At 62.7% G+C, this 23587-nt stretch carries 22 protein-coding genes and 1 tRNA gene; 12 read left to right on the forward strand and 11 right to left on the reverse strand.

Annotated elements, in window-relative coordinates; genetic code table 11:
* From flgA to BDIM_RS00855, 7 genes are all read left to right on the forward strand, one after another.
* A partial coding sequence (gene flgA, locus BDIM_RS00825) for a flagellar basal body P-ring formation chaperone FlgA (RefSeq protein WP_040344475.1) occupies nt 1–378 on the forward strand: 378 nt, incomplete at its 5' end.
* A gap of 11 nt (nt 379–389) precedes the next feature.
* The gene (gene flgH, locus BDIM_RS00830; RefSeq protein WP_040344701.1) at nt 390–1115 is read left to right on the forward strand and encodes a flagellar basal body L-ring protein FlgH; all 726 of its coding nucleotides are present in this window, start codon (nt 390–392) and stop codon (nt 1113–1115) included.
* 124 nt (nt 1116–1239) lie between these two features.
* The gene (locus BDIM_RS00835; protein ID WP_003163668.1) at nt 1240–1716 is read left to right on the forward strand and encodes a hypothetical protein; all 477 of its coding nucleotides are present in this window, start codon (nt 1240–1242) and stop codon (nt 1714–1716) included.
* A 36-nt stretch (nt 1717–1752) separates the two neighbouring features.
* Nucleotides 1753–2256, forward strand: a complete 504-nt coding sequence (locus BDIM_RS00840; protein ID WP_040344476.1) for a hypothetical protein — start codon at nt 1753–1755, stop codon at nt 2254–2256.
* 8 nt (nt 2257–2264) lie between these two features.
* The gene (locus tag BDIM_RS00845) at nt 2265–2777 is read left to right on the forward strand and encodes a hypothetical protein (protein ID WP_003163670.1); all 513 of its coding nucleotides are present in this window, start codon (nt 2265–2267) and stop codon (nt 2775–2777) included.
* Nucleotides 2778–2840: 63 nt separating this feature from the next.
* Nucleotides 2841–4634 carry a DUF885 domain-containing protein gene (locus BDIM_RS00850; protein ID WP_003163671.1) on the forward strand — a complete coding sequence of 598 codons (1794 nt, stop codon included), beginning with the start codon at nt 2841–2843 and terminating at the stop codon, nt 4632–4634.
* Nucleotides 4635–4651: 17 nt separating this feature from the next.
* On the forward strand, nt 4652–5020 hold the full coding sequence (locus BDIM_RS00855) for a hypothetical protein (protein ID WP_003163672.1): 369 nt from the start codon (nt 4652–4654) through the stop codon (nt 5018–5020).
* Here the strand turns inward: BDIM_RS00855 and BDIM_RS00860 are convergent.
* Entirely contained in the window at nt 5017–5358 is a 342-nt protein-coding gene (locus tag BDIM_RS00860) for an MmcQ/YjbR family DNA-binding protein (RefSeq protein WP_003163673.1), read from the reverse strand. The genes BDIM_RS00855 and BDIM_RS00860 overlap by 4 nt on opposite strands.
* Before the next feature lies 1 nt (nt 5359).
* Nucleotides 5360–6010 (reverse strand): peptide-methionine (S)-S-oxide reductase MsrA, encoded by a 651-nt coding sequence (msrA, locus tag BDIM_RS00865; RefSeq protein WP_003163674.1) that lies wholly within the window; start codon nt 6008–6010, stop codon nt 5360–5362.
* A gap of 146 nt (nt 6011–6156) precedes the next feature.
* Between msrA and BDIM_RS00870 the strand changes: the two genes are divergently transcribed.
* A tRNA-Ser gene (locus BDIM_RS00870) sits at nt 6157–6246 on the forward strand.
* A 94-nt stretch (nt 6247–6340) separates the two neighbouring features.
* Here the strand turns inward: BDIM_RS00870 and BDIM_RS00875 are convergent.
* Genes BDIM_RS00875 through BDIM_RS00885 form a run of 3 tightly spaced genes read right to left on the reverse strand, consistent with a single transcriptional unit; the run spans nt 6341 to nt 8390 of the window.
* Nucleotides 6341–7372 (reverse strand): tyrosine-type recombinase/integrase, encoded by a 1032-nt coding sequence (locus tag BDIM_RS00875; protein ID WP_003163675.1) that lies wholly within the window; start codon nt 7370–7372, stop codon nt 6341–6343.
* Complete coding sequence (locus BDIM_RS00880) at nt 7369–7617, reverse strand: hypothetical protein (protein WP_040344477.1); 249 nt, start codon at nt 7615–7617, stop codon at nt 7369–7371. The genes BDIM_RS00875 and BDIM_RS00880 overlap by 4 nt, the downstream gene beginning before the upstream one ends.
* A 2-nt stretch (nt 7618–7619) precedes the next feature.
* Nucleotides 7620–8390, reverse strand: coding sequence for a hypothetical protein (locus tag BDIM_RS00885; RefSeq protein WP_040344479.1), 771 nt, complete (start codon nt 8388–8390; stop codon nt 7620–7622).
* Between the two features lie 326 nt (nt 8391–8716).
* Between BDIM_RS00885 and BDIM_RS00890 the strand changes: the two genes are divergently transcribed.
* Genes BDIM_RS00890 through BDIM_RS00905 form a run of 4 tightly spaced genes read left to right on the forward strand, consistent with a single transcriptional unit; the run spans nt 8717 to nt 11737 of the window.
* Nucleotides 8717–9046, forward strand: a complete 330-nt coding sequence (locus tag BDIM_RS00890; protein WP_371125979.1) for a plasmid mobilization protein — start codon at nt 8717–8719, stop codon at nt 9044–9046.
* The gene (gene traI, locus BDIM_RS00895; RefSeq protein WP_003163679.1) at nt 9043–10830 is read left to right on the forward strand and encodes a TraI/MobA(P) family conjugative relaxase; all 1788 of its coding nucleotides are present in this window, start codon (nt 9043–9045) and stop codon (nt 10828–10830) included. The genes BDIM_RS00890 and traI overlap by 4 nt, the downstream gene beginning before the upstream one ends.
* A gap of 11 nt (nt 10831–10841) precedes the next feature.
* Complete coding sequence (locus BDIM_RS00900) at nt 10842–11210, forward strand: DUF2293 domain-containing protein (RefSeq protein ID WP_050796555.1); 369 nt, start codon at nt 10842–10844, stop codon at nt 11208–11210.
* The gene (locus tag BDIM_RS00905; protein WP_040344481.1) at nt 11210–11737 is read left to right on the forward strand and encodes a hypothetical protein; all 528 of its coding nucleotides are present in this window, start codon (nt 11210–11212) and stop codon (nt 11735–11737) included. Before BDIM_RS00900 ends, BDIM_RS00905 begins: the two co-directional genes overlap by 1 nt.
* Nucleotides 11738–11769: 32 nt before the next feature.
* On the opposite strand, the gene BDIM_RS00910 is transcribed toward BDIM_RS00905, so the two are convergent.
* The 6 genes from BDIM_RS00910 to BDIM_RS00935 form a co-directional block, all read right to left on the reverse strand.
* Nucleotides 11770–12975 (reverse strand): GIY-YIG nuclease family protein, encoded by a 1206-nt coding sequence (locus BDIM_RS00910; RefSeq protein ID WP_003163680.1) that lies wholly within the window; start codon nt 12973–12975, stop codon nt 11770–11772.
* Nucleotides 12975–15056, reverse strand: coding sequence for a DEAD/DEAH box helicase (locus tag BDIM_RS00915; protein WP_003163681.1), 2082 nt, complete (start codon nt 15054–15056; stop codon nt 12975–12977). Before BDIM_RS00915 ends, BDIM_RS00910 begins: the two co-directional genes overlap by 1 nt.
* Before the next feature lie 21 nt (nt 15057–15077).
* Nucleotides 15078–17753 carry a class I SAM-dependent DNA methyltransferase gene (locus tag BDIM_RS00920; protein WP_040344704.1) on the reverse strand — a complete coding sequence of 892 codons (2676 nt, stop codon included), beginning with the start codon at nt 17751–17753 and terminating at the stop codon, nt 15078–15080.
* Between the two features lie 51 nt (nt 17754–17804).
* The gene (locus tag BDIM_RS00925) at nt 17805–18710 is read right to left on the reverse strand and encodes a restriction endonuclease (RefSeq protein ID WP_003163683.1); all 906 of its coding nucleotides are present in this window, start codon (nt 18708–18710) and stop codon (nt 17805–17807) included.
* Nucleotides 18711–18880: 170 nt separating this feature from the next.
* Nucleotides 18881–22519, reverse strand: a complete 3639-nt coding sequence (locus BDIM_RS00930) for a DEAD/DEAH box helicase (RefSeq protein WP_211205954.1) — start codon at nt 22517–22519, stop codon at nt 18881–18883.
* The gene (locus tag BDIM_RS00935; RefSeq protein ID WP_040344482.1) at nt 22507–23460 is read right to left on the reverse strand and encodes a hypothetical protein; all 954 of its coding nucleotides are present in this window, start codon (nt 23458–23460) and stop codon (nt 22507–22509) included. Before BDIM_RS00935 ends, BDIM_RS00930 begins: the two co-directional genes overlap by 13 nt.
* Nucleotides 23461–23587 lie beyond the last annotated feature (127 nt).

A 23587-nucleotide genomic window follows, 5' to 3' on the forward strand; every position in this document is an offset into this window, starting at 1 on the left:
CAGCCCGAGGACGTGGTCTGGGCCTCGGTCCAGTCGCACCTAGCCCCCGCAGGCGGCCCCCAGGACGCCGAGGCGGTGATCGGTCTCCAAGCCAAGCGCGCTCTGCGCGCCGGATCGCCCGTCGGTCCGCGCGACCTGGCCTCGCCTCAGGTCATCGCCCGCAACGACATGGTCGAGGTCGCCTATATCAACGACGGCGTCGAACTGACCGTCACCGGCAAGGCGACCCGCAACGCCTCGGCGGGCGAGGCCGTGCCGATCCTGAACGTCCAGTCCAACCGCACCATCGACGCCGTCGCCGTGGCGCCCGGCCGGGCCGTCGCCGGTCCCGCCGCCCAGATCGCCCGCCGCAACCCGCAACAGTTCGCCGCCCGTTGAGCGAGAGTTCCATCATGCGCCCCATCACCGTCGCCGCCCTGTCCTTGTCCGCCCTCAGCCTGGCCGCCTGCTCCACCGCCATCGAAGCGGTGAAGGGGCCGGAGCTGGCGCCCATCGGCTATCCGGCCGCCCTGGTCCCGGTCGAGCAGGCCTATCTGCCCGAGCCGACCTCGGCCAGCGCCAACAGCCTGTGGCGCACCGGGGCGCGCAGCTTCTTCGGCGACCAGCGGGCGCGCCGCGTCGGCGACATCCTGACCGTCGCCATCGACATCAACGATCGCGCCCAAACCCAGAACACGACCCAGCGCAACCGCACCAACAGCGCCTCGGGCGGCGTCACCAACTTCTTCGGCCTGGAGAACAGCCTGGGCCGCGCCTTCCCCGGCGGCTTCGATCCGGCGAACATGATCGGCACGGAAGGGGCGGTGAACGCCAACGGCTCGGGCAGCGTCAACCGCTCGGAACGGGTGAACCTGACGGTCGCCGCCGTCGTCACCGCCGTCATGCCCAACGGCAACCTGGTCATCCAAGGTCGGCAAGAAGTGCGCACCAACCGCGAGGTGCGCGAGCTGACCGTGGCGGGCATCGTCCGGCCCGAGGACATCGACAGCGCCAACACGATCCGCCACAGCCAGATCGCCGAGGCGCGCATCAGCTACGGCGGGCGCGGCGACATCAGCCGGATGCAGGCGACGCCCGCCGCCCAGTCCCTGGTCGAACGCTTCAGCCCCTTCTGACCCGCGTTCACCGAAACGTGTGATCCCGGCCGCACCGCATCACTGAATCGCGCGCGATCCAGCGGAGCCGTGAACCGTTAACAAGCGACCCGCGTTTGATCTGTCGAACGCGAGTGGATTTGTCATGCGTAAAACCGTCTTTCCCATCCTGGCCGCCGTGGGCCTGGCCGCCGTCGCGGCCCATGCGGCGACCTATTCTCCGTCCTCGTCCCGCAGCGGCGGCGAGGCCGTTCCCGGCTGGCATATGCTGCACGAGGGGACGATGGCCAAACTGGCCTATGGCCTGCCGGATTCGGACCAACTGGCTCTGATGCTGACCTGCGCGCCCGGCGACGGCCTCGCCGTGGTCTACGGCGACGTCCAGCCGCGCAGCGCGGGCCTGATCCTGGCCTCGCACGAGCCGCAGCCCATCGACCCGCTGTCGAACGGCGAGGCCTTCGAGACGCGTCTGCCGCTCGGCGACGCGGCCCTGACCGGCCTGGCGCGCGGCGGCCGCATGACAGTCCAGACCGAGGCCGGGGACCGCCAGCTGACCGCCACCCGCGCTGAGCGGCGAATGGTCCAAGGCTTTCTTAGCTATTGCGCTTCGGGACATGCCTGATCACAGTCCCCCGTCTTCCTCAGCGGGGGCTGAAACATGACCTCAATGCTCGGCCTGGTTCAGGCCACGTTGCTCTCCTTGGCCGTGCAGACGGCCCCTCAGACCGGGGCGCATCCGCCCGCAGAGCGGCCCCAGGCCGCATCGCCCGCCCGCTCCGCCCGCCCGTCCGAGGGCTGGACCTGGACCCTCTACAGCGGCGACGGACCGTTGGTTCTGGCCAATGAGATTCCCGACACGCCGCGCCTGCGCACCACGCTGGAATGCGCGCCCGGCTCCAGCGTCGTTCGCCTGGCCCTCCATGACGCGCCCGGCGCCGACGGCTTCGCCGTCATCCGCTCCGGCGGCGCCACGGCCGAGGTCGAGGCCCGCGCGCGACGCGGACGGCTGGAGGCGACGCTGCGCGCCGACCATCCCGTCTTCGCCGCCTTCCTGGCCTCGGGCCGCCTGACCCTCGCCCTCGGCGATCAGGCGACCGCCATCGAGATCGATCGAGCGAATCTGTCCAAGCTGCGCCGCTTCGCCGAACTGTGCACCGGATAAGGACGAGGATGCGCCCTAACCGCTGGCTGACCGCCGCCGCCTTCATCACCCCCCTCGCCCTGACCGCCGCCCTGGGCGCCTGCGCCCCCAGCGTCGCCCCTCTGAACACGACCGGCGCGCCCTTGCCCGTCGCCGGCTACGACTGGTTCCTGAACGAAGACCCGGACGAGCCGCGCCTGTCCTATGGCCTGGCCCAGTCCGACGACGTGCCGCTCAGCCTCATGTGCGCGCCCGGCTCGGGCAAGATCGGTCTGTCCCTGGCCGCCGATCAGACGCCGAACCGTCGCGCCATCACCCTGGAATCAGGCGGCGACACCGAAACCTTTCCCGCACGCGTCGAGGCGGCCGACATGCACGACGGCGTCCACCTGGTCGCCACGGCGCCCGCCTCCCACCCCGTCTTCCTGCGTTTTCGCCGCGTCGGCTGGCTGGCGGTGTGGAACGGGGACCAGCGCGCGATGATGGCCGCCCAGCCGGGTTCGGAAGGCCGCGCGGCGCGTTTCCTGGAGTTGTGCCGCTGAAGGCTTGACCGCAGCGGCGCGGTCCGCTCCCCTCCCCGCCAGTTCTTGGGAGGGCTTGAGTTCATGCGTCATCTTCTTCTCGCCGCCGGTATCGGCCTGTCGGGCCTTGCGGGCGCGGGCGCCCTGCCGGCCCAGGCCGCCGTCGTTCAAGGCCAGTCGTCGGCCGCCGCCGCGCTGGACGCCCTGCTGGTCGATTACGAAGCCTATCTGCGCCAGGCCGACCCCATCGGTTCGGGCATGGACGGCGACCGCGCCGCCCTGTCGCGCCTGCCCGACGCCAGCCGTGCGGGCGAACTGGCCCGCCGCGCTCCGCTGAACGCCCTGAAGGCGCGGCTGGACGCCATCGACCCGGCCGCGCTGGACGAAGCCCAGCGCCTGAACCACGCCTTCGTCGGCTATCTGATCGGCCGCGAGCTGGAGCGGATCGAACTGGACCCGTCGCGTCTGGCCTTTGATTCCGAAGGCGGTCCCGGCCAGCTTCTGGCCTATCTGGCGCCCGCCACACGCATTGCCACGGCCGCCGACGCCGAGGCCTGGCTGACCCGCCTGGAGGCGGCGCCCGCCTATTACGACGCCGGGATCGCCAACACCCGGCGCGGGCTGGAGACCGGCCTGATCCAGGCCCGGTCAGTGGTCGACAGCGCCCTGGCCCAGGCCGAGCGCGACCTGACGCCAGGCCTGGCGGGCGACGTCCTGCTGCGTCCGTTCAACGCCCTGCCCGCCACCATCCCCGCCGCCCAGCAGGAGCAGTTCCGAGCCCGCGCCCGCGCCATTGTCGAGGGACCGATCACCGCTCGCCGCACCGCTTGGCGCGACCTGCTGCGCGACGAATATGCGCCCAAGGCCCCGCAGGAGCCGGGCCTGGTCTACCGCCCCGGCGGCCGCGACCTCTACGCCTTCCTGGTCCGCAGCCACACCACCACCGACCTGACGCCCGATCAGGTGCATGAGATCGGCCAGCAGGAAGTCGCCCGCATCCGCGCCCGCATGGAGACGGAGATGCGCGCCGCAGGCTGGACCGGCGACTTCGCCGGCTTCCTGACCTTCCTGCGCACCGACCCGCAATTCTACGCCAAGACCCGCGAGGAACTGCTGGAGAAGGCGTCGGAGATCGCCAAGCGCGCCGACGACCGCCTGCCGTCGCTGTTCGCCACCCTGCCGCGCCTGCCCTACGGCGTGCGTCCGGTGCCGGTCGAGATGGAAGAGACCTACACCACCGGCCGTTACAACTCAGGCTCGATGGCGACGGGCGTGGCCGGGGGCTACATCGTCAACACCGGCAAGCTGGACCAACGGCCGCTGTATGAACTGCCCGCCCTGACGGTGCACGAGGCCGTGCCGGGCCACCATCTGCAGGTCGCCCTGCAACAGGAAGCCGCCGACCAGCCCTATTACCGCCGCGACGCCTCGGTCACGGCCTTCAGCGAAGGCTGGGGCCTCTACTCCGAGTTCCTGGGCGAGGAGATGGGCATCTATCGCACGCCCTATGAGCGGTTCGGCCGCCTCAGCTATGAGATGTGGCGCGCCTGCCGTCTGGTGGCCGACACCGGCCTGCACTGGCTGGGCTGGAGCGAGGAACAGGCCCGCGCCTGCTTCCGCGACAACTCGGCCCTGTCGCCGCACAACATCGAGACCGAACTGCAGCGCTACATCGGCGATCCCGGCCAGGCCACCGCCTATAAGATCGGCGAGATCCGCCTGCGCGAAATCCGCCAGAAGGCCGAGCGCGAGCTGGGCGACCGCTTCGACGTGCGGACCTTCCACGACGCCCTGCTGGTCGACGGCGCCCTGCCGCTGGCCCTGCTGGACGCGCGCATGGACCGCTGGATCGCCGAACAGAAAACCAAGACCCGGTAAGAAAGCCTCCCTCCGACATGAATTTCGTCAAGCGCATCTTCGGCTCGGTGCAGCCGCGCTATCTGATCCGCGCCTATGTGCTCAGCGCCGCCTTCATGGCCTTCATGACCTGGATGATGCTGTCGCTGGACGGCGCCAAGCCCATGCATTATCGCGCCGCCACCCTGGCCGTGTTCGGCGTCGGCGCCCTGCTGTTTCCCTTCTCGAAACTGGTCTGGGACGAGATCAAGCGGGTGATGATGGGCGAAACCGTCTTCTTCATGAACGCCATCCTCCTGATGGTCCTGAAGGTGCTGGTGAACTTCTTCCTGTGGGGCTTCTCGATCTTCATCGCGCCCGTGGGGATTCTCTACCTGTGGTTCCGATCGCGGAACGCCGCCGCCTAAAGCCCCAGCTCGGCCCGCGCCTTCTTCGTCAGCTTGGCGGCGATCAGGGCGTGGGCCGACTTGAGGTGATCGGCCAGTTCAGCATCCGGCCAATCGCCCGGATCGGCCAGATGCACCCACTTCGCCCGCGCCAGATAGGGGGCCGGCGCCGCCCGCCCCTCCTCGGTCAGCACCTCATAGGCGATGTCCGAAACCTTGAACGACAGCCCGCCCTCGGCCCCGATGATGGCGAACATCTTGCCCCCGACCTTATAGGCGTCATGGCCCGGCCCGAACGGGTGATCCATCGTCGCCCCCGGCAAGGCCAGGCAGGCCTCGCCCACGCCAGCGCGGTCCATCCTAAGCCCCGACGCCCAAGCCGATCGGGCAGACCACGCCCGTCCCGCCGATGCCGCAATAGCCCGCCGGATTCTTGGCCAGATAGCCTTGGTGATAGCCCTCGGCGAAGTAGTAAGGCCCGGCCGGTTGGATCTCGGTCGTGATCGCCCCGCGCCCCGCCGCGCTCAGCGCCGCCTGATAGGCCTCGCGCGAGGCCAGCGCCTCCGCCTGTTGCGCCTCGTTCAAGGTATAGATCGCCGAACGATACTGCGTGCCCTGGTCGTTGCCCTGACGCATGCCCTGCGTGGGGTCATGGTTCTCCCAGAAGGCCTTCAGCAGATCGTCGTATGAAATCTGGGCCGGATCAAACACCACCTGCACCACCTCCGTATGGCCGGTACGGCCCGAACAGACTTCTTCATAGGTCGGATTGGGCGTGATCCCGCCCGCATAGCCCGCCGACGTGACCCACACGCCCGGCAGCTGCCAGAACACCCGCTCCACGCCCCAGAAACAGCCCATGCCGAACACGGCCGTCTGCATCCCCTCGGGGTGCGGTCCCTTCAGCGCATGGCCCAGCACGAAGTGGGTCTCATCGGTCGGCAACGCCTCGGCCCGACCGGGCAGAGCCGTCTCAGGCGTGGGCAGTTCAGCATTCTTCTTCAACAACATGGCGCGAACTCCGCGAAAACAGCGTCTTCGCCTATATGGAGGCTTCAAGGGCGCTTGCCCATGGGGTCGTCATGCTCTAATCAGCCCCTCCCGTCGGTCCGCTCCCGACGACTCCGCCCCGGACGCATCCGGGCTTCAGGTGGAATGGACAGGTGGCCGAGTGGTTGAAGGCGCACGCCTGGAACGCGTGTATAGGGGCAACTCTATCGAGGGTTCGAATCCCTCTCTGTCCGCCACCCCGCGCAAATAATCGATCATTTTCAGTCCTGTAGATGCTGGAATGTCTAACCCCTTCGGTCTGGTTAGACAGATTTGTTCTGCCTTCGTGCCTCACCCCACCCGCTTCATGGCGCCGTCGGCGAGACCGCGGCGGTTGGCTTCTCGCGTGTAACGCTCGATCTCTTTGAGGCTTTGATGGCCGGTGATGGCCGCGATTTCATGAGTCGAACAGCCAGCTTCCGCCAAGCGTCGAGACTGTGCTTTCCGCAACCCATGCGCCGAGCAGTGCGGCAGGCCCGCCTTCACTGCGGCATCCTTGATCCAGTTTCCGAAGCCATTCGGCGTGTACATCTTCCCGTGCTGCGTGGTCAGGACAACCAAGTGACCAATGGCGCTCGCGGCAAGCGACGCCTGAAGGCGAGGGTGTTGAGGAATATCGATCAACTGACCCGTCTTACCCTGGCGGACCGTCACCCGATCGCGGGCGATCTGATGGACCGTCATCTGTCGCACGTCGTCGGATCGTTGCGCAGTGTAGAGCAATAGATCGAAGCCAAGACGCTGCTTCGAACCGAGGGGCCAATGGGCCTCGAACATTGCGATCTCGTCTTCGGTCCAAGTGTGAAAACCGCTCGTCTGATGCTTGAGCATTCGCACACCCATAGTCGGGTCTACTGAGATAAGGCCCCGTTCCATCGCGAACCGCATGACAGACCGGAGGACTTTCAGCATGGTGTTTGCCGGAGTTACGGTGTTTCCCTGCTCAATCATCTCACGCGCCATGTCATCCATTTGCTGGCGGATGTGACGGGGTTCGAGGCGGCTGAATGGCTTTGCGCCATGCACATCTCGATAGCGGTCCAAGACCCCTTTGTAGGTGTGCTTCGTGTTCGGCTTGAGCTGAAGAAATCTTGCGGAGCTGTAGTAGGCGACAGCGAGCGCGTGGATCGATCCGGGCTTCGTACGATCTTGTCCAATGGCCTTAGGACGCGCTTCGGATGATTCAGCATACCAAGCCCACCAGTCTTCCGTGCCGAAGATGGCGCGCGTCTGGCTTTGTGGCGAGCCGGTGCGTCTAAACCGCCAACGCAGCACGCCATGACGGTCACGATAGGCAGAAACAAACTTCGGCTTCGCCTTCACGCCACAGCATCCCAAGGATTGTCGAGCGGGTCCGGCCCATCATCGGGCAGCGCCGAAAACGCGCGATCAATCGCGTTTCGATCCCAGAGCTTTCGGCCGTCGATCCGCTTTGCGGACGGCATCCGACCATCATCAACCAGCTGGTCGAATTTGGAGACGCTGACCCCGATGTATTGGCTGGCCAGCACCCGGCAGAGTCCGCGCGGGGCGAGGCTCATCGGCAGCTCTGATCGATTACGAGCCATCGTCAACCTCTTTGGCCAAGCGTCGCCGCCGATGCGGGGACTCCGAAGCGGCTCGCCTCGGCGACCCTTTCCAAGGCGTCATGTCTGCGGACAAATGGGGCATCGACGCCGCGCACGCAGTTCATGGCGACATGAGCGGCGATTGCGCTCAATCGTATCGACGTGATCTTAGCTCTCGTGGCGTTGTCGATCGGACCCGCCAAGTTCAGGCTTGCCGAGAGAGGTGCGGGGTGCGGCAGTCCGTCTTGCGTAAAGCGCAGATACACGTCCTCGCCGCTCCTGACGTAGACGTTGATGTCGCCCGACCAACCGAAACGGTCGTGGCGAACAATGAATGAGATTTCAGACGGCCGGCGATCCCCGCCCCCTGCACGGTCCGAAGGCGAACATTCGCCATTGGCGTACTGCTCCAAGAGGAGCGCCAGACCATCCAGCATCGTGACGCCCGGTTCGAGGCCGGTTCCGACCGGTCGTTGACTGAGTGGGAACGTCCCATGATCGCCACTGAACGTGCGCCCCGCCGAGCCTTCGAGAAGACGTAAATTTCCGACCTGACGCAGAGTATCTGCGGCGCGCGTGTTGTCGCCGCCAGCTGCTACTGCGAGCAGCATAGCCGCAGCATCGCGCTCGGTCATATGAGCGGCACTACGCCCGCGCCCCCCAGTGGTGATGTAACCCGCCTCTCTGAGCGAACGAGCCAGCACGACCATGCCCGGTTCCGGGTCACCGGTGACCTGCGCCAAGACGCCGACGAGTTGGGAAAGCAATGCCATAAGCCATTTGTAGCTTGCGCAGATCGGAAGTCAACGATCATATGCGGGTCTCGCAAATGGAACTTTAGGATCCCATTTCGGACCGTCAGACCGGCGCGCTGAAATGGAAAAATATGGAAACGTATGGAAAACCCTGGCTCAGCTTCACCGGCCTCACGCCCCGTCCGTCATCAACTCACGCCGGTTTCCATAGCTTTCCATACTTCGCCTGGCGTTAGAGGGCAGGATACGCAATCCGATATCACTTCGCGCAGCTTCGTTCTTCGGCTTGCGGCTTACTCTCCTACGGATCGACGCCCAGTAAGCGATGAGAAGTGGGCTTGTCGGTGAGCCGGGCGAGAACCCGTCGGCTGTTGGTTACGCTGAGCGAAGCCGAACACGCTGGCATCAAAGCCAATGCGACGCGGTTCGGCATGTCGATGTCGATGTACCTGCGCAAGATCGGCTTGGGCTTTGAACCCAAATCAAAGTGGGATGCCGAAATCGCCCGCGACCTCATCCGGGTCAGAGGCGATCTCGGAAAGGTCGGCGGCCTGCTCAAGCTCTGGGTGATGGAGCGCCACGACGAGGGTCTGTCAGCCGATGACGTCACAACCCTCGCCGACCAGTTGGGCACCGTAGCGGAGGAGATCCGTCAGAAGGTCCGCGCCCTGTGATCGCGCACCACATCAAACGAGCAGGCGGTTCGTTTGAGCGCCTGGGTTGCTACATCCTGGACATCGCTCATCGCGCCGATCAGCGCGCTTTCGACCGGTTGGCTGGCTATGTCGTCGACCGGATCGGAGAAGGTGAACGCGTCGTTGCCGCTCGCGTCAGCAACTGTGCCGATGACGACATCGAAATGGCCATCACCGAGATAGAGTTGGTGCAGGCGCAAAACACCCGCTCCCAATCGGGAAAGAGCTATCATCTGGTCGTGAGCTTCCGCGAGGGCGAACGACCGACCGCTGAACAACTCCGCGATATCGAGGACAACCTCGTCGCTTCGATCGGGTTTTCAGAGCACCAGCGCATTTCTGCGGTTCACGACGACACCGATAACCTTCACATGCACATCGCGATCAACAAGGTTCACCCGACGACCTTTCGCAACGTGGACCCGCATTACGACTATCCGAAACTCATGGCCGCGTGCCGCGAGCTGGAACTCAAGCACGATCTCCAGCTCGACAATCACGGCCTCGCCAGCGATCAAGCCCGCAACCTAGGACAGGACATGGCCTCGGCGCGCAGGTCCGATCGGGCGATCAAGATGGAGGCTCACTCCGATCGCCAGTCACTTGCGAGCTGGATCGAGGCGAACGCCAAGGCCGACATTCTGTCGATCGTCGCCCATGCACGCTCATGGGAGGCGCTTCACGAGGCGCTCGGCCAGCATGGCCTGACGATCCGCCCGAGAGGCGCCGGCCTTTCCATCGGCGTCACAGGAACCAAAGCATGGGTGAGGGCCAGCAGCGTTGATCGCTCTATGTCAGCAACGAGACTGACTGATAGACTTGGCCTCTACGCTGGACCGGTACACAGCCATGCTCCTTCCCGCCAACGGTACGGCGAAGCACAAGGGCGTGACCCCCAGAAGCGCCGACTTCACACAGCCTACACAACGGAGCGCGCGGTGAGGATGTCGGTACGATCGGCGGCACTGGCGAAGGTGAACCAAGCCTATCGTGACTATGCCGTTCAGCTGCGCGACCACTATCGACGAGAGAAGGACCGAGTCCGCACCCAGCCCGGCCTTTCCGGACGGTTGCGTCGGGGAGCCGTGGAACAGATCGAACACCTGCGGAAGAAGGCCTGCCTTGAGCGCAACCGTCTACGGGATCAGGCCATGGCGGATGCGAAGGCCGCCCATCCCCTGCCGACATGGAAGGGCTTTCTGGAGCATCGCGCGGCCGCTGGCGACGAAGCTGCTCTGTCCTCGCTTCGATCACGCAAGGCGCGCAACGGCGGATCGCGCGGCGACCTTATCACGGCGCAGGATCGCGCCGGAGCCCGGGACATCATCTATCAGCAACGCATGCCGACCGTGATGCGGAACGGACAGGTCGCCTATCAAACACCGGACGGCGGCCGGGTCAGCGATCGCGCAGGCGAGGTGCGGGTCGAGACCGTCTCTGACGGCGCGGCCTTCCTCGCCTTGGCTCTGGCTTCAGATCGCTTTCCAGACCGACCATTGGTGATCGCAGGAAGCGACAGGTTCCTGGCTACGGTTCTGGCGGCGGCGAGCAGCCCTTGGCTTAAGGTGACCTTCGCGGATCAGACTTTGGAGCAAGCACGAAAGAGCCTTGAGCTTGAGAACAACGGTCACGAGCAGGGCCTGATGACGAGTCGGGAAGCCCCACAGCCCGTCGCTTCCACAGATCGACAGAGCCCGCGCATCGCAAACCCTGTGCAGTCCAATCTGCAACGCGACCGCCGCGGCCCTGAGCTCGGTCGATAGGGATAAAATCCATGGGACGTTCTCAGCGCGGCCAAAAGGCCGCACAGTTTTCCATCGAGCGGGTTCTGGCGCATCTGGATCAGCGCCATCCGGGGCTGCCGCCAGAACTCAGAGAGCGGCTAGGGGCAGCGATCGCGGAGCGGGTTTGGGAACCGCCCGTCTCGCTAGGCAAGGCCGTGGGAATTGTGCTGTCCACCTATGCCCGACACGAACGGACCGACTACGACCAACTGCTTCGCAAACACCAGCTCACGCGGGACGAGGCTCGCCTGGTTGTTCAGGCCGAGCACGATGAAATGCTCCGGTCATGGTCGATCGGTATCGAGGACGACATACAGGCTGGCGGGACGGCGCCTCCTTCACCATCAGGAGTATCGTGATGCGAGAAACCCAACAGCTTTTCCCTGTCGAGAAGGGCTTCGCGAAGGTGACTGCACCATCGGCTGAACTGCCGCTCCAAGCGGTTATGGCTTACAAGGCGCTGCTCATCGAGCTCGCAAAGCGGGGCCTTCTAAGCAAGGCCCAAGATGCTTACGTCCTTCTCAAACCGCGAGATGGGATCGAAGCAGAGCCCGCTTTCTCCGGCACTAGGTTCTTGGATGTCTTGCGCCAGATTTCCTCGGTGAGCTTGGAGTACAGTCTCGATGTCGAACCATCAGGGATAACCTACACCAGCCTCGTCGCAAGCTACGAACTTACGCGTCTCGAAGACAGCGCCGCCGGAGCATGGGAAGCCGAGCTCACACTGCCATCGGGGCTTTTGGCGCACCTCGCTGTCGAGGTGTCGAAACAGAGGGACTGGATCGAAAAGAATGTGTTCCCAACAGCGGCGAGTTGGGACACGGCCGACGCGGAATGGGCTCAGAACCTAACTATCCTATGCGTGCCCGGAGATACTTGGGCCTAACCTGCTAGCGCGGTCCACCGAACTCGGCGACCTTACTGCTTCGCCACGATCTTCTGCTGGCCACGGTCGTACCGGAACTGATGCAACCGTCCCTCCTTCAGGAGATTGGCCGCTTGGCTGACGTGTTCAGGCAGTACGTAGAACCATTCCCGTGGGTTCACCCGCTTTCCGAAGCGGTCTGTGATGAAAAGCTCGGCGGGTCTGGCGGCTTCGAAGAACCGGTGCAGTAGCTCCTCGACTCGCGCGCGCGGGAGGTTCTGCAAGGCAAACGTCGCAACCACTTCGACCGGAGCCAGCAGGAAGGTTGGGTCGTTGCGAGCGTCAGCAATCCGCCGACGCACATCCTGCGAGGTCACCCCGATCTTGTGCAGGATGTTTCGCTCTGCGGCGATGGCGGGGTCGGTGGACAGGCTGCGGGCTACATAGATCGATCCTGACAGGGCCAGTTTGTCGCTTTCCCAATCCGGGTCCAGAGCGCCCAGGCCACGGCGCTGCACGACGCGGGCCGTCTGATCGTCGTTGAGCGACTTCCTGAAGGATGACGCGAGGGGGTCGCTCTCTGTGCCGTTGGAGAAGATGACGCGAAGCCGATAGTCTCTGGATCCTCCGCGAGCGGTCATCTCCGATTTTTCAGCGATGAACGCCAACAGGCCGTTCCGAATGAAGAAATCCCCCTCGTAGGGATCGATCACCATGCGTTTCTCGATCGCCGTCGCGATCCGGTCTCCGGCTTCCAGCTCCTGCTGCATCTCCAGGAATTTCGGCTCAAAGACCTCGAAATCGACGCAGGGCACGAAGTCGGCGCGGTGATCCGGCAGATGCCGTTCGGCTGCCGGCGTGACGTTTTTAAGCTCGAACAGTTCCGCCGAAACATCCAGGTCGTCGTCAGCGAAAATATCGTCGAGACTGTCTGGCACCTCTCCTTCGGCGGGATCGTCGCGCCAAGAGGGCTCGCGAACGGCAACACCCGTCTGATCCAGAAGTCCCAAGCGATCTAGAGCACGGAGATTCTGCGAAGGCGACTTCGCCAGCTTCCGAAAGATCACGCCCAGACGCATTTCGTCATGACTATCGGCATCTGGATCGGGGATCCGACCATGCTTGGCGTGAAAGGCCTCGACGTCTTTCAGCACGGCCTCATCGGCATGGTCCGCCAACCGCGCGACCGCCGCGGGCTTCACGTCCAGCAAGCCGAACTCGTCGGTCTCGGCGAATATCTCATCAAGCGTGGGGCGCATCAGATCGCCTCAGCCCGCAGCTTCTGCGCCTTCCGGTTCCGCATCCAGGCCAATGCTTCGGCCATTCGCTTTTCCAGGTCGTCCGAGGAATGGACGTTCGGCTCTCGTCCCTCTTGGGCGCGGAAGCGCTTGATGCGCGGCCACAGGGTGCGCGCCTCGTCCTCTGTCATGTTGGTGCGCATGGCGACCATCGCCGACTGCATGTTCGCCAACAGGGCTGAGTCGAGCGATTTGGAGGTGATCTCGAACTGCTCGCGGAAGGTGTTGACGCTATCGATGAGGTCGATGTCGAGCTCGCGCACATTGATGAAGCGGCGCACCAGCGCCAGCAAAGTGTTCGGGGCGCTCGGAAGGTCATCCTCAGCCGCCCCGTCGAGAAGGGGCGCTCCCTCCCATTCAGCGCCCGTCTCCGACATACCCTCCTGCGCCTCACGCTTCGCCAGCGTCAGAATATTCATGCGAGCAGCGAGATCCTGACGAACAGACTCCGTCTCCTCTGGCGTCAGGTTTTCGTAGCGCTTCTCGATGATGTCGGTGAGCACCATCTGGGTCACCACCTCGGGCGCGGTTTCCGGCGACAGGGCGCGCTTGTCCATGGCCTGACAGGCGGCGGCCATCAGGTCGTGCATGTCGCGCTCGCAGATGTCGCGGGCTCGATCGGTCGGCGGCTCCATCAGGCCTTTGATGCCGATGGTCACTGTGCCGTTGTCATCGATGCTGATCGGCTCACGGACATCGCCATCCTCGCGACGGTAGAATTTGAAGTTGGGCGCCAGCACCTGCTCCATCAGGAGCGAACCGGAGATAGCCTTCAGCATGTCGTTGACGGCATCGGCGACCACGCCCGTCTCGACCCCCGGTTCAGCCACCAGATTGGTGAACCGAGCACGCGTCTTGCCGGGCGCGTCGCGCGTCGCGCGGCCGATGATCTGGACGATCTCAACCAGAGAAGCCCGATAGCCGATGGTCAGGGCGTGTTCGCACCAGACCCAGTCAAAGCCTTCCTTGGCCATACCCAAGGCGATGATGATGTCCACCTTGGCGCGGTCGGCGACGTCGTCGCGCTTGCCATCCGCCCCCTTGATCTCTCGAGAGAGTGCAGCCTTGACGCGGTCCCGGTCGGCGCCGTCGTCAACCAGATCGGCGACCTTCACCAGGCGTCCGTCCGGCGTCCGCAGCAGGTCGAAGCCGGTCTCGGGATCTGCCCCCTCCACCGTGCCGATAACGTCGTAGATGCGATGCACCTCGGTTGTCTTGGCCTCATAGGCTTCAGACGATCCGCGGTGCGGAATATGGATGATGGTCTTCAGCCGGGTGTCCAGCACCTCCGGCAGGCCGTTGGGGTAACGGCCCTTGTAGAAGTTGTAGTTCACCCCGAGCGACTTCAGATGCTCATAGCCATCTAGTTGCTCGTAGTAGGAATAGGTGACGGTGACGAACCGATCCTCGTCCTCGGCCCGCAGAACCGGCACGGCGTCCCCCCGGAAATAGGATCCGGTCATAGCCATGACGTGCGCGCGGTCGCGCGTCAGAATGCGCCGCAGGATCTCGCCCAGACGATTGTTGTCGGCGGCCGAGACGTGGTGGAATTCGTCGATGGCCAGGAACAGGTTGTCGAAGGCTTCGATGCCGTCCTCTGCCTCGACGGCGTCAAAACCGAAGCGGAAGGTGGCGTGGGTGCAAACCAGCACGCGCGCATCCGATTTCATGAAATCCTTGAAGGCTTTCACCTTCTGCGACTGCGGCGCCTCCTCGACACCGCTGAGGCAGAGGTTCCACCGATCCTCGACCACCCAATCGGCTTCGAAGCCATAGGACGACAAGTCGGTCGAGCGGAACGACCCGCCAATCGAGGTTTCAGGCACACAGACAATGGTCTTGCCCAACCCCTGATGCCGCATCTTGTCCAGGGCGATGAACATCAGCGCGCGGCTCTTTCCCGCTGCGGGCGGTGCCTTCAGCAACAGATGCTGGGCCGGGCGCGCGGCGTAGGCGCGGGCCTGCATTGGGCGCTGGCCCAAAGCATTGATGGCCTTGGACGCCCCTGTCTGCGCATAGGCGACGTTGACTGTCTGAACCATGACTTCCCCCTGATGCGACTGCTACTGCGCCGTCTTGGCGGCGTAGAGTTTGAACAGTGTCTCCAGCCGCTCCGTGTCGTTTCGGAAGGGACGGCCTATGTACATCGCCTCCAGCTGATCGTCGTTGTCCTTGTGTGCCTGCCGCAGATCGTCAGGCATCTTCGCGGGATCATAGAGCTGGGCGATGGTCGCCGGATGGTGCTCGTAGCGCGTCTTCAGAATGCGACGCGCTGAGGCGGACAGCGCATCTAGCTGTTCGTCAGAAAAACGGGGCACCGGAAATGTATTCCACCCGTTTGTGCTCGAGTATCTGAAATCATTTTTCATTTTACCACAAACGGTAGCGATCCAAATTAGGTGTAAACGAGATGCGATCAAGGAAATGCACCAGTCAGGTGCATCGTATATAACTTGATTCAGATCAGAGGATATTACGTCCTTACCGACGCGATCTACCGCCAGATACGGTCGCTTTTCCGAAGTAACTCGAGGCACCAATATCGAGTGCGAAGCGGCCTCTCCTCGGCCCGTCATCTGTCCAAATCGGTGCGGAGTTGATGCCGCGTCGCGAGTGACCTGGGCATCACTTTTGCTTCTCACCGCTGCTACCGCCCTTAATCGTTCAGCAATGGGAGGTATATTCTCCGCCAACGGCAAATCTTCATCCCGGATCCAAAGGCAATATCGATCAATTCCCCGGACGACCTCCTTTGATCCCAAGAAACGTCTGATAATCTGACGAGATTCCGGGTAATCTTTCTGCAGTAAATCTCGCTGCTCAGAAGAAAGTATCAAATATCCTTCATCACGAGGAATATTTCCAATGTCCATTTTTGGCAGTCCGAACAACGACTTTGAGGCAGGGCGCACTGTAAGGTTGGGGCCGTCCAGCAAGTAGGCATTAATGTTTGAGGCGGTCGCCTCGAGGTCTACACTAAACAACCGCCTGTTTCCGGCAACGCGGTCTGAAATTCCAACGATAACGCAAGACACGGCCGCATTGTGCATCGCATTGTTGGACCAATAAAACTGCTGGTGCGCGAACTTAATAACAATGCCGTTTCTCAGTACCTCCGGCCAAAGAAGATCAACCGTAACACCTTGACATATTGAGTTTGTAGAAACGAACGCGGCATCAGAAGCTCGGCCACAAACGTAATCAGATGCCTTCACAAACCAGCAAATAACGTAGTCAAGGCGGTGATAGGTTTTTAGGCGCCCCTTCAGCACGAAGTCCATGTCCGAGGCTTGCTCGTCTGAACGACTATTGAACCCAACGAAAGGCGGGTTGCCAGCTAAATACACCTCTTCCCCGTTCTCAGGCGGAGGGCAAACGCTTTCCCAGTCCGTCCTGAGCGAGTTGTCGCAAACGATGTTTCCGCCGTCCCGCAGGGGGAGCAAGGCCGGCATCCGCCCGAAGACATCAGCGAAGCGCGCGTTCGCCTGATACTCAGCGATGAACAGAGCCAGCTTGGCCGTCTCAGCCGCGAAATCGTTGATCTCGATGCCGTAGAACTGTCCGAGGCTGACGGACGAGAACATCTGCATCGTCGCCTTCTTCGGGTCAGGCTCACCCAGCCGCTTCAGTATGCGCAACTCGCGCTCGCGCATCTGGCGATAGGCGACGACCAGGAAGTTGCCCGAACCGCAGGCGGGATCAAAGACGCGAATCTTCGACAGGCGGGCCAGTTGGGCTCGCAGAGCGGCGGGCTTGTCCCATGCCTTGTCGATCTCGGCGTCCAGGTCATCCAGGAACAGCGGACCCAGCACCTTCATGATGTTGGGGACCGAGGTGTAGTGCATCCCCAGTTCCGACCGCGCCTTTTCATCCGCGATCGACTGGATCATCGAGCCGAAGATGTCGGGATTGATGAGCTTCCAATCCATCTTCGCGGCGTCGCGCAGATAGCGGAAACTGATGACATCGAAGACTGGCGCATCGATGTCGCCCGCGAACAGACCGCCGTTCACATACTTCAACACCCGCGCCCAAACCGGCAGGCCGGGCCGCTCGCCTTCCGGCATGTTCATGGCCGTGAAGGCCTGGATCAGCGTGTCGCGCGCATGTTCACCCCGATCGCCGCTGTACTCGAACAGCACCGAGGAGAATTGGCTTTCCGGGAAGACCCCGACGTCTTCGGCGAACAGGCAGAAGATGAGCCGCGTCATGAACAGGTTCATGTCGTGGCGGCGATCGTCAGCGCGCCAGTCTGGATTAGCCTTCAGCAGAGCATCGTAGAGCCGCGCCAGCTTGCCGGTTGCCCGAACATCGACGGGGTTTTCCTCGGCCGCCTGATACCGCTCCTTTCCCGCCGCCGGCAGGAAGAAGGAGAATTTCGCGCCCAGTTCACCGAATGCGCAGTGCAGGGTCGCGCCGGACTTGGGGTGCTCCGCCGCGATGGTTTGACCGTCGGTCGCCAGAAGGATGGCGGGCTTTCCGGTCTTGTTCTTTTTGCTGTCACCGAGCTGCGCCAGCACGGCTTCGACCTGCCCGGCTTCAGCTGGCGCATAGTGGAACTTGCGGCTCAGCAACATGCCGCCAGGAACATCGGACTTGCCAGTCGAACCATTACGCAGTTTGGCCAGCGTCGCCTGCGGGTTATCGGTCGCTTCCGCGAAAGACAGGCCAAAGGTGTCGGGCTCGAAAGGCTGCTGGGCCAGTGCGTCCAGCGCGTTGGCGATCTCGGTAGGGTTCATCAGCAATCCAGAGACGGAACTCGGTTGGGGCAGGACGGCGCGGAAGCGCAGTCAGTCCTGCGGCGCGAGGAAGTAGACGGGCACTAAAGGCAGGCGACGGCGCGCCTCATCGGCCAGCTTGTCATAACTCTCGACCCACAAGGTGACGAAGCGCCGGGCGTCGATCAGGGTGACCCGACGGTTCTCCTGATTGCGGGCATAGTCCTGCGCGTCCTTTGTGAAGCCCGCGAGGCAGACGTACAGACCTACATCGCCATTCGAGAGTGAAGCGAGGAACGACTTGAGGCCGTCGCTATCGACTTTGGACTGCCAGCGCTTGACCTGGACCTTGATGCGCGGCCCGGTGGCACCGAGCGGATCGGTGAAAGCTATAACATCCACCCCGCCGTCTTTGCCCGGTGGCGAGACCCAGGGGACATGATAGCCCATGCCGCGCAGGAGATCGGCAACCATCTCCTGGAACTCGAACGGGTCGCTCGCGTGCAGGAAAGCCGAAATCTCGGCCCAAGCATGATCCTCCGCGGCCTCAACGGTCACGCTGAGTTTCTCAGCGGCTTCCTCGATCGCTTCTGGCTCAATCGTCTGACTGACCGGGACAGATGAGGTCGCATCCCTCTCAGCCTTCCAGATCGCGTAGAGGCGGCAGGCCTCTTTGTAGAAGGCCTCCGGATTTGCGAAATCCTTGTATGCCTTTGCGCCCGCCTCGGTGACGGTCCAGATACCATCATCCTTGCGCAGCCAGCCGGCCTTTACGCAGTCCACGGTCGCGAACCGCAAGATCTTCTCGAACCGCTGACCGCCGGACGGATATGAGCCTGCTTCGTAGTCGCTTAGCTTGGTCGCGACTCGAACCTGATCGATAGCCGCCGAGGCGTGCACGCCCTCAGGCTCAGCCATCAGCACTTCAAACAGCTTGCGCAGAAACTCGCCCGTTCGGGCTCTTGTGATGTTCGCCATAACGCCTCCCGCGATGGGCTTAGCCTATCGGCGAAGTGGCGACCAGAAGTTGAGGACCGACGGCGGGGCTTGAAGGAGCAACAACCTATGCCTTAATGCCCGTAAAACGACCATTCGCCCGCCCAGTGCAGACGAGCATAAGTGGCCGCCTTGCCGGGGTGATGCAAAAATCACCGGCGCCGCGAGCGTGCGAACACGCGGCGGACGGTGGCTTTTCCGTCAGCTTCGAGCACGTAGTCATTCACAAGGTCGGACTTGCCATACAGTCCCAACTCATCCGGCGATCGAGCAAGTTCGTAGCCAGATGCGTCGAGCCAGATCACTTCGTCTTCACCAGACATGGGCAGGACATTGTAGCGCTTCATGGCTCCAGTCGTGCCGGTCAACTCCGCTTCCTCCGGTATAGCTTCGGCGCGCTCCCGTTCTCTGACGGGCAGGCTCCGTTCCCACGACAGAAACTGCTGCGGATCGATCAGATCTTCGGAGGTTGGCGCGTCGATCTCATCTGCGAGCCATTGTTCGAATGTGAGTCTCAGCGCTTCCGCATCCTCGCGCGTTTTTGCGCGTCCTTGAGCCAATGCAAAGGCAACGAAGGGATCGAGAGTTCCCCAGCGCAGCAGCTCACGCGCCCAGAAGCCGAACCAAGGAAGCCCCGTTGTGGCCTTCCACTCTGCAAGTGACGGAACGGCGAGCGGATCACCGGCACCCACGGTCCACTTCTGCGCGACGACCGCGCCGATCGCGACTCCCAGTCGAAACTCGAGATTGTCGGCGACGAACCGCTGATGGGCGCGAAGACTGCCAGCTTCGGGGACTTTGCCGCCCGGCGCGCGCATCCACCAGCTCAGGACGCTGGTCCAAGCCTCAAGGATCTCCTGATCTCCGACCGTATCACGCACTCGGAAACCGAAGCCGCGATCCTTCGTCAAAAGCTCGCCGAGGACCTCAAACCGCGTCAGACGCTCGGTTGGGGTCTCGGTTCCATAGTCAGTTGCTGCCGCCAGTAGGTCGGCAATTGCTGGTGCAATCGCCTCGAACCGCCTACCGACATAAGGAGAGAAGCCGTATTGGTAGAGCCGCCTCCGTTCACCGGCGTCAGGGTAGATCTCCTCGACGATTGCCCGCCCGCGCCGCACGATCGCTTGTTCGAGCCATGCCTCCTGCGCTGCTGCGGCAACGGTGAAGGTCCTTTGCCAGAGAGCAGTGAGCTTGACCTCGGCCTGCGCCCCGTCGAGCTCCGCGTCGAGAAGGCTGAGTTCCTCCAATGCCGTCATCACAAATGCATCGAGCTCGTCGACTGTATCGGCTAGCCGGGAAAGCTCGTCGCTCGCGCCGGTCCCGGCATCATCGCTCAACTCGCTGGGTGCGATCTGCTCGAGCCATTCCAGAAAGGCCTCGTCGGTCAGATGCCCGAAGTAGATCCGCGCCTTCTGACGCAGCTCGCTGAGTAGCATTGCGAGCGGACTGAGCGTCGCATCGCCCGCAAGTTCGTCAAGCCGGAGGCTCTCGCGCAATGCCTCATAGTCTTCGCGCAGTGCACCCACCTGATTGCGCTGAGTCTGTTTCTGCCCGTTGGCGGTAGTGGCTATCGTGGTGGGCAAAGCGATTAGTGTCAGCCCTTCCATACCACGCGTCGCACCCGGCCTGCCGGCACGTCCGGCGAGGTTGCGGAATTCGGCCGGAGTGTAGGGAGTGATGACCGGCTGCTGCTTGACGTTGTCATATGCGCTGCGCTTGAGCGAGGTGACAAAGATGATGTCAAACGGGAGATTGACGCCCTCAGTAAGCGTTGCGGTAGCCACCGTGATTGGACATATCTTCTCGTCGATCAGCGCCACCATCAGCCGCCGTAGACGTTGCGGCATCTGGCCATGGCTGGTCGCTATCCCACGATCAAGCAGCCGCACCTCATAGGAATCAGGCCCGCAATAATCGACGCAGGCTGCCCGGGCTTCAGCGAACAAATCACCGCGCCTTCCCTCGGGGGGCGCAAAAGCCGGTAGTCCCTGCCACGCCGGAAGGTCAAAGGATTCTGCGTACCACCCCATCGTCTGTTCGGGTTGCTGTGCCAGCGATATGAGGATCCGGCGATCGGTCGAGGCGAGGTGCAGGGCCGTCCAAAGAACGGTCACCTGGTTGAAGCGGTAGAGGCTGGACCGCATCTGCGGGGGCAATTGCGCCATCGGTGGGATCGTAAGGTTTAGATAAACCGGGGCATCACCACGGCCTTGAACGTAGAGAGGCCGGCCGTTCATAAGTTCCAGCAACATCGTGCTGCGCCGCTCCGATGCCGTCTCCAATACCCCGATGACTTGGCGAGTGCTGCGATACCGCGTGCCGATCGCTGCTGCGTCCGCGGCACCCTCCATCCAACGTGCTACGGGTCCGGCAGCCCCGCCGGCGACTGCGGTCAACGCAATACGGACAATGTCGGGAGCCTGAGTAAGCAAGCGCGCGACGAAGCTCTCTAGTTTGAGCGAACGGCTGCTATGATCGGCAAAGGCGCTACGACCGCTTTCCGTGTCATCGGGTAGAACCTGATGCGCCTCGTCGACGATCAGGAGCTTGAGGCGACTGAGCAACAGCGGCGCTAGATAGCGCATGAGCGCATCGGCCTTTTCAACCGTGGCGATGAGCACAGTTGGGCGGTCGGCGTTCAGCCAATAATCGGTGATGCCCCAGTCTGCACCGCCATAAAGGCCGGTAATGATGAGATCACGACCGAGCTCAGAGGCTAGTTTTGCCTCGACTTCACCGGCGAGCGCGCGGGACGGAACCAGATAAAGGGCCAACGGCACAACCTCGCCATGATCGCGCAGCAATAGTTCCTTCACGAGGCCGAGATTGGCGACCAGCGTTTTGCCCGATCCGGTCGGCGTGCAGAGCGCGAATGACGAGTTTTCCAGCAGGCGGGCGAGACCGGCACGCTGGGACGACCACAGTATTCCGCGCCCGCGCGAGAACTGGTCGCGCGCAAAGGCTAGCATGCGCGGCATTCGCTCAGGGTTAAGTTCGCCGAGCGCGCGGACCGAACGATAGATGCTGGCGTCGGCAAACCGTTCGCCGACTTGCCGCAACAAGGTGATGAGCAGCGAGACGTCGTCGCTGAACGTGCGCACGGCCATTGCATCGAGCGCCTTAAGCTTCGCAGCGGCCTTCGCGAGGCGGCGATCATCCCCACGCCGGATCGAATCCGCAAACAGGCCAAGCGCGCGAATGAGTTCGACCGTGAAGTACCAACTGAGCCTGTCATCCTTGTTTTCTTCAAGGATCCGGAGGGAAGAACCGGCGTAGGTCAGGTCCTCGTTCTGATGCCAGAAGGCCATCGCATGGACGAGCACTGCGTTGAAATCGGCTTGAAGGAACGCGGCGAAAAGCTTTGGGCCGTCCTCCTCGAGATTGAGCTGCTGGAGAAGGCCTGACGCCATCGCTGGGAGACCGCCCAGCTGGAAGGCAGCACCGGCGAGCAACTCGATGGGCGCGATCGTCCGGATGTCGTCTGCAGAGCGCGCCAGCCATTCGAGAAGCTCGCCGGCACGCCGGTAGCAGTCGATCGCGCGTGGCGCTTCATGGCCTTCGATCTCTGCAAAGATCTCGGCTGCCTGCAACAGGCTTCGCGCATCCGCCAGTTGGCCTTCAGAATCGCTGCGGTTCCAACTGATCGTGTCGACCTGCCATCCAATCTGGAGGCAGCGGACATAGGAGCGCGCCTGGTTGGCAGATATCTCGTTTTCCAGCGCCAGTCCGATACGGGCGCCGTTCGCAATCTCGAGCCGCTGCGGATCATTCGCGGGCATCAGATCGCCCACAAGGCTTCATAGACGCCATCGATCAGCTCATCGCCATCGTTCAGAATGAGCTCGACTACCTGCAGGTCATGCGGTGCCGAGTATTCTTGGGGCACCGCCTCCCAAGGGATCAGTGATGTTTTGGAAGCGCGGCTAGGCACGTCGCCACCCGAGATCAGGATCAGGTTCGTTCGTGGCAGCGGTTCGGCATTCCTCGCCATCAGCACACGGTCGAGCCTAGCGATCGCGGCGGAGTATCCGTCAGGGTCAATCTCGCGAAGCAGGCGCTGCAGTTGTCGTAGGCCGTGTGGCGCTGGGATGTCCCGATTGATCTGGAACCAGATACCCTTACCGTCGTGCTCAAGCTGCTCGGTGTTCGGGTTTTTCTTCTTCTTACCGTACATCAACTCAGCGACAACGGAGGGCTGAAGCTTCTTCCGCCACTTGGCTTCACCCGCGATGAAGCGCTCGATGTCCCCCTCATCGTTGAGCGCCAGTGCGAGGAAATCGGAGCCACGCCTGCCATAGACCTCGCGTTTGCGTTCTTCATCCCGGACGAGAGCGAAGAGGTAGGCCTCCGCATCCTCGTGGTAACGGAAGAGGAATACGGGAATCGTCCAAGTATGGCTGCCGATATAATCGTAATGCTCGGTGAGCATGCCTGCCATGACCTCACCAAACAGGCCACGACGCGTGATCGACGGCAGACAGGTTGGATAAGTAATATGCGCTTCGGGCGCATCCGCATCAGGATGAAGCTCGATGCCCATCTGTTCATGGAAGAACACGCGAGCGTCTGTATGCGCGGATTCGAAATAGCCCACCAAATCGGCGATTAGATCGTCGTCGCAGTCGCAATCTTGCTCGAGCAGAAGGTGACCATAATTATCGACGTCGCTCGGATAGTCCCTAAGCCATCTTGCCAGAGCAGCCTTTGGCGGTGGGCAATTGTGTAAGGTCAATGTTGAACTCCCCCGCACTGAATGTATGAAAATCAGGCGACGGCATGAAGCGATAAAAATACCCAGTTGCGATATTTGCGTTGACGCTGCGCTTGGCGCTTCGATCGGGCACTCCGAACCGCCCCAA

It is taken from the genome of Brevundimonas diminuta ATCC 11568 (assembly GCF_000204035.1).
Taxonomy (GTDB): Bacteria; Pseudomonadota; Alphaproteobacteria; order Caulobacterales; family Caulobacteraceae; genus Brevundimonas; species Brevundimonas diminuta.

What these genes read in the sequence shown, in the direction of transcription:
- BDIM_RS00835 (WP_003163668.1), top strand. Translation starts at nt 1,240, where the DNA reads ATGCGTAAAACCGTCTTTCCCATCCTGGCCGCCGTGGGCCTGGCCGCC.
- BDIM_RS00840 (WP_040344476.1), top strand. Translation starts at nt 1,753, where the DNA reads ATGACCTCAATGCTCGGCCTGGTTCAGGCCACGTTGCTCTCCTTGGCC.
- BDIM_RS00845 (WP_003163670.1), top strand. Translation starts at nt 2,265, where the DNA reads ATGCGCCCTAACCGCTGGCTGACCGCCGCCGCCTTCATCACCCCCCTC.
- BDIM_RS00850 (WP_003163671.1), top strand. Translation starts at nt 2,841, where the DNA reads ATGCGTCATCTTCTTCTCGCCGCCGGTATCGGCCTGTCGGGCCTTGCG.
- BDIM_RS00855 (WP_003163672.1), top strand. Translation starts at nt 4,652, where the DNA reads ATGAATTTCGTCAAGCGCATCTTCGGCTCGGTGCAGCCGCGCTATCTG.
- BDIM_RS00860 (WP_003163673.1), bottom strand. Translation starts at nt 5,358, where the DNA reads ATGGACCGCGCTGGCGTGGGCGAGGCCTGCCTGGCCTTGCCGGGGGCG.
- msrA (WP_003163674.1), bottom strand. Translation starts at nt 6,010, where the DNA reads ATGTTGTTGAAGAAGAATGCTGAACTGCCCACGCCTGAGACGGCTCTG.
- BDIM_RS00880 (WP_040344477.1), bottom strand. Translation starts at nt 7,617, where the DNA reads ATGGCTCGTAATCGATCAGAGCTGCCGATGAGCCTCGCCCCGCGCGGA.
- BDIM_RS00885 (WP_040344479.1), bottom strand. Translation starts at nt 8,390, where the DNA reads ATGGCATTGCTTTCCCAACTCGTCGGCGTCTTGGCGCAGGTCACCGGT.
- BDIM_RS00900 (WP_050796555.1), top strand. Translation starts at nt 10,842, where the DNA reads ATGGGACGTTCTCAGCGCGGCCAAAAGGCCGCACAGTTTTCCATCGAG.
- BDIM_RS00905 (WP_040344481.1), top strand. Translation starts at nt 11,210, where the DNA reads ATGCGAGAAACCCAACAGCTTTTCCCTGTCGAGAAGGGCTTCGCGAAG.
- BDIM_RS00910 (WP_003163680.1), bottom strand. Translation starts at nt 12,975, where the DNA reads ATGCGCCCCACGCTTGATGAGATATTCGCCGAGACCGACGAGTTCGGC.
- BDIM_RS00915 (WP_003163681.1), bottom strand. Translation starts at nt 15,056, where the DNA reads ATGGTTCAGACAGTCAACGTCGCCTATGCGCAGACAGGGGCGTCCAAG.
- BDIM_RS00920 (WP_040344704.1), bottom strand. Translation starts at nt 17,753, where the DNA reads ATGAACCCTACCGAGATCGCCAACGCGCTGGACGCACTGGCCCAGCAG.
- BDIM_RS00925 (WP_003163683.1), bottom strand. Translation starts at nt 18,710, where the DNA reads ATGGCGAACATCACAAGAGCCCGAACGGGCGAGTTTCTGCGCAAGCTG.